Below are 3849 nucleotides of genomic sequence, written 5' to 3'. Positions count from 1 at the left end.
ACAGCAAGGCATTGTCAAGCTTGAAAAACTTTCGGATCGGGCTCTATGAGAATCGCGGTCTTTGTCGGCGTTCCATCAGGCCGCGTAATGGTCGAGCGCGGCATGAGACGTCGCTGAACGCGATAATCGTCGCTCGCGCTAAGAATATCGGCCAAATCTGCCAAATTAGGTACGGCTTCGCTCATAGGATCTACCTTTACCAAAGATTTAAGCTAAAAGGCAGTAAGTAAGGCTACGTGTTGCAGGCTCTCGGTGCTGCGATCCAGCGTTTAACCCAAGTGCATTCTTGGTAATCGTCCATATGTCCTGTCTGACCGGTAACGGTCGTCACCGGAAAGAACTGCGAATGCCAGTTTTGTCTCAAACTCTGTTCATCAGGGTGCGCTTAGCAATGTCAGCTTTCGGACATGGTCAGCACTGTTTGGATGTCTCCCATGAGGGCGGAAGCCGCCGCTGCGCATCTCGCACTTCGCAAGTGCGGCCGATCTCTCGCGCCGTCAGTCGAAGGACGCATCACACCGGGAGAGTGTGGCTTCGTCTCCGGTTCGCATTTAGCGTGTCTTTCCATCCGTTGCGTTGTCTGAACCGCGCCGGAACGGCGCCAGCCTGTCGGAAAGATAAAGTCGGTTCATCCGCCGCAACTCATCGGGCGCGCCCGACGTCGTGGGCGCGTCGTTCGCCAGCATGCTGCGCAGCACTTTCATGGTGTTCAGAACGACCGCCGCCATGTCTTTCGCCAGCGCCTCATCCAGTCCCGGCGCACACACGCGCAGCGCCGCCGCAATTCCGGCCACGGCATGACCTCGCGCGCGGTCGCGGATCTCCATCTTGTCAGTCCGCGCCTCCATCAGGGCGGACAGCGATTTCACACGCGGATGAAGCGTGACAAGCAGTTCGATCAGGATATCCGCCAACGCTTCCGGCGAAAGCGTGGCCGCACGTTTGGCAAGTGCTGCGTATTCGTCTTCCAGAATGGCGATATGCCGCTGCACCAGAGCGTCCGCCACAGCCTCCTTGTTCGGAAAGAAGCGATAGAGCGAGCCGATCTTCGCCCCGGCGCGCGCGGCGATCTCCGCCATGGTCGTCGCCTCGTAACCGCGTTCCGCCATCAGGTCGGACGCAGCCGCGAGCAGTTCCTCGACGCGCTGGCGTCCGGCCGAGCGTAGCGGCTGAAGAGGTGTCCGTTTTGCTCTTGACGTATTTGAGTCCATCCTCAAATAATGCTCCTGTTTGAGTATCTGCTCAACTTCTAACAGTTCCGTGCGGTCTGGACAACGCTTCGGGACGGTCGCGCGAACGTCAACAGGGAAGCTCACGCCATGATTTCACTTCCGCCCACCCGGACGGCCCTCGTCCTGATCGATCTCCAGAAGGGAATCACGGGACTGCCTTTGGCCCCGATACCGGGGGCCACGATCGTCGAACGATCGAAAGAACTCGCGGCGCGTTTCCGGGCCGCCGGTGCTCCCGTCATTCTGGTGAATGTCGCGTTCGCGCCCGATTTCGCGGACGCGGTGCATGCGGTCGTCGATCGCTCCTTTTCGCCGCCCGGAGGCTTTGCTCCCGACTGGACCGAACTGGTTGACGGGCTCGCCGGACCGAATGATCTGCGTATCACGAAACGGCAATGGGGTGCCTTCTACGGCACGGATCTCGACCTTCAGTTGCGGCGGCGCGGCATCACCACCATCGTCCTGGGCGGAATCGCGACCAATCTGGGCGTGGAGTCCACCGCTAGGTGGGCTCATGAGCATGGATACAACGTCGTGCTCGCCGAGGATGTTATGTCCACATTCACCGAAGAGATGCAGCGCTTTGCCTGCGAGGAGATTTTTCCCCGTCTTGGCCGTGTCACGACGAGCGAGGCGATCGCGCTGGATGCGTAAACGCATGGTTCATGTCTGCGCGTCTCGCGGTTCCCGACGAGATCGTTCATGAACACCAGAACATCGTTGCCATCCCAGAGTTCGGATCAACTGCCTCGGGGCACCTGGAAAATCGTGAGCGTCGCGGCGGTCGGATCTTTCATGGCGCAACTGGACGCCACGATTGTCAATGTGTCGCTCCCAGATCTTGTCGCGACCCTGCACGCTCCGTTTTCACACATTCAATGGGTGGTAAGCGGCTATCTGCTGGCACTCGCCCTGACGTTGCCCCTGAATGGATGGCTTGTAAGCCGCCTCGGGGGGCGGGCAGTCTATTTATGGTGCTTCGGTGCCTTCACGCTGACATCAGGCCTGTGCGCACTAGCGTGGTCTGCGCCGTCCCTGATCGTATTCCGTCTGCTGCAAGGCATGGCGGGCGGACTGCTCGCCCCTATGGCTCAGATGACGGTGGCTCGTGTGGCGGGCCGACAGATGCCGAGGGTCGCGAGCGCAATGACGGCACCTGTTCTGCTCGCGCCGCTTCTTGGACCCGTCGTCGCCGGTGCCATTCTCTCCATCGCGTCCTGGCGATGGATCTTTCTTCTCAATGTGCCGGTCGGGCTTGCGGCTTTTGCCCTTGCCGTTCTGTTTCTCCCTGACGATCGGCATGACGAGCGCCCCCGTCCACTTGACCTGACAGGGCTAGGATTTCTCGCTCCCGCTCTCGTCTCGTTTCTTTACGGGATGGATCATGTCGCCTGGCTTTATGGACAGGCGACTTTAGGCGCGTCCCTCGTGCTGTTCGTCCTGTATGTCAGATCCGCGCGACGCAAGGGCGATGACGCGCTGATCGACCTGCGCCTGCTGCGTGCGCCTGCCTTTTCGGTGTCGGCGATCATCATGTTTCTGACGAACGGGGTGTCGTTCGCTGGTCAGATGCTTCTACCCGTATGGCTGATTCACGCCTGCGGTGTCTCGCCCGAGCGGACGGGCCTGCTCATGGCCCCGCTGGGCCTGGGAATGATGTGCGTCTATCCGCTCATTGGTCGTCTGAGTGACCGGTTTGACGCGCGCGATCTGACCGGTTGCGGCGCGCTGCTTTCGCTGGTTGGAACACTGATTCTGGCTGTGCTCGCCTATAACGGTCTGAACGCCGCCCTGCTCAGTGTCGCCCTGCTTCTGCGCGGTGGTGGAGGAGCCGTGGGCATTCCGGCGATGAGCGCGGGGTATGCGTCGATCGCTCGGGACGATATTCCCATGGCAACGACTGCGCTGAACATCATGCAAAGGATCGGGGGGCCGACGTTGACCACGGTGTGCGCCACATTCCTTGGATGGCGGCTCGCGACAACCGGTCCGTCTCATATCCCATCAGAGGCTTTTGCTGAAGCATTTGGAGTGCTCGCGTTATTTCATGGCGTTCTGCTGCTCACGACGCGCTTCATCAACCACTCAGAAAACAACCGCAACTCAGGCAAGCTCTGCTGAATTTTTCTGCTTTGAGGGCGAAAGACGACATCGTCGACCAGCAGAATTATCACGTAAGCGCATGGGCTAGTGGAAGTTTCTTGATTTCACCGTCATCCGTTCAGAGCCCGATCCGAAAGTTTTCCAAGCTTGACAATGCCTTGCTGTCCGTCGTGTGAGCATGCGGATCGAGGCGATCAATGTCCATGCGGTTGAGGAAGCAATGGACTTTTCCCAATCTTTGGCGAGCCGCCTGCACCGTCCCAGCCAGGCGAATGTCCGTTCAACCACCCAGCGGCGAGGCAAGATCTGAAAGCCCTTCGCCGTATCGGACCGCCTGATGATTTCGACCGTCCATTTTCCCATGGAGGCGAGCGCGGATCGCAATTTGTTGCCAGCATAGCCGCCATCAGCAAAGATGTGGCGCAGCCAGGGAAAGCGCCTGCGTATTGCCGCCAGAACATCAACCGCCCCATCACGGTCCTGGATGTCGGCGGCATGAACGAGGAGAAAGATC

Annotated in this window: 5 protein-coding genes; 2 read left to right on the top strand and 3 right to left on the bottom strand. The window is 59.5% G+C overall.

The genetic code is table 11. The features are described from left to right. Positions 1-14: 14 nt before the first annotated feature. Positions 15-185 (bottom strand): hypothetical protein, encoded by a 171-nt coding sequence (locus GEU01_RS25990; protein ID WP_198284507.1) that lies wholly within the window; start codon positions 183-185, stop codon positions 15-17. Between the two features lie 366 nt (positions 186-551). After that, positions 552-1211 carry a TetR/AcrR family transcriptional regulator gene (locus GEU01_RS19880; protein ID WP_026018900.1) on the bottom strand — a complete coding sequence of 220 codons (660 nt, stop codon included), beginning with the start codon at positions 1209-1211 and terminating at the stop codon, positions 552-554. A gap of 108 nt (positions 1212-1319) precedes the next feature. On the opposite strand from GEU01_RS19880, the gene GEU01_RS19875 reads away from it, so the two are divergent. Both GEU01_RS19875 and GEU01_RS19870 read left to right on the top strand, forming a co-directional pair. After that, positions 1320-1886 carry a hydrolase gene (locus GEU01_RS19875; protein ID WP_019087446.1) on the top strand — a complete coding sequence of 189 codons (567 nt, stop codon included), beginning with the start codon at positions 1320-1322 and terminating at the stop codon, positions 1884-1886. A gap of 48 nt (positions 1887-1934) precedes the next feature. Continuing rightward, positions 1935-3353, top strand: coding sequence for a DHA2 family efflux MFS transporter permease subunit (locus GEU01_RS19870; RefSeq protein WP_026018899.1), 1419 nt, complete (start codon positions 1935-1937; stop codon positions 3351-3353). A gap of 66 nt (positions 3354-3419) precedes the next feature. Here GEU01_RS19870 and GEU01_RS23505 read toward each other — a convergent pair. After that, positions 3420-3849: transposase (locus GEU01_RS23505; protein WP_019087444.1), on the bottom strand; the 430-nt coding region annotated here is incomplete at its 5' end.

The organism is Komagataeibacter europaeus LMG 18890, from assembly GCF_000285295.1.
GTDB classification, from domain to species: Bacteria; Pseudomonadota; Alphaproteobacteria; order Acetobacterales; family Acetobacteraceae; genus Komagataeibacter; species Komagataeibacter europaeus.
Note: the sequence above shows the minus strand (reverse complement) of the source record. Positions and strands in the feature narration are given on the sequence as shown.

Bases quoted from the DNA above. Each gene is read 5' to 3' on its own strand.
- GEU01_RS25990 (WP_198284507.1), bottom strand. From the start codon at position 185: ATGAGCGAAGCCGTACCTAATTTGGCAGATTTGGCCGATATTCTTAGC.
- GEU01_RS19880 (WP_026018900.1), bottom strand. From the start codon at position 1,211: ATGGACTCAAATACGTCAAGAGCAAAACGGACACCTCTTCAGCCGCTA.
- GEU01_RS19875 (WP_019087446.1), top strand. From the start codon at position 1,320: ATGATTTCACTTCCGCCCACCCGGACGGCCCTCGTCCTGATCGATCTC.
- GEU01_RS19870 (WP_026018899.1), top strand. From the start codon at position 1,935: ATGAACACCAGAACATCGTTGCCATCCCAGAGTTCGGATCAACTGCCT.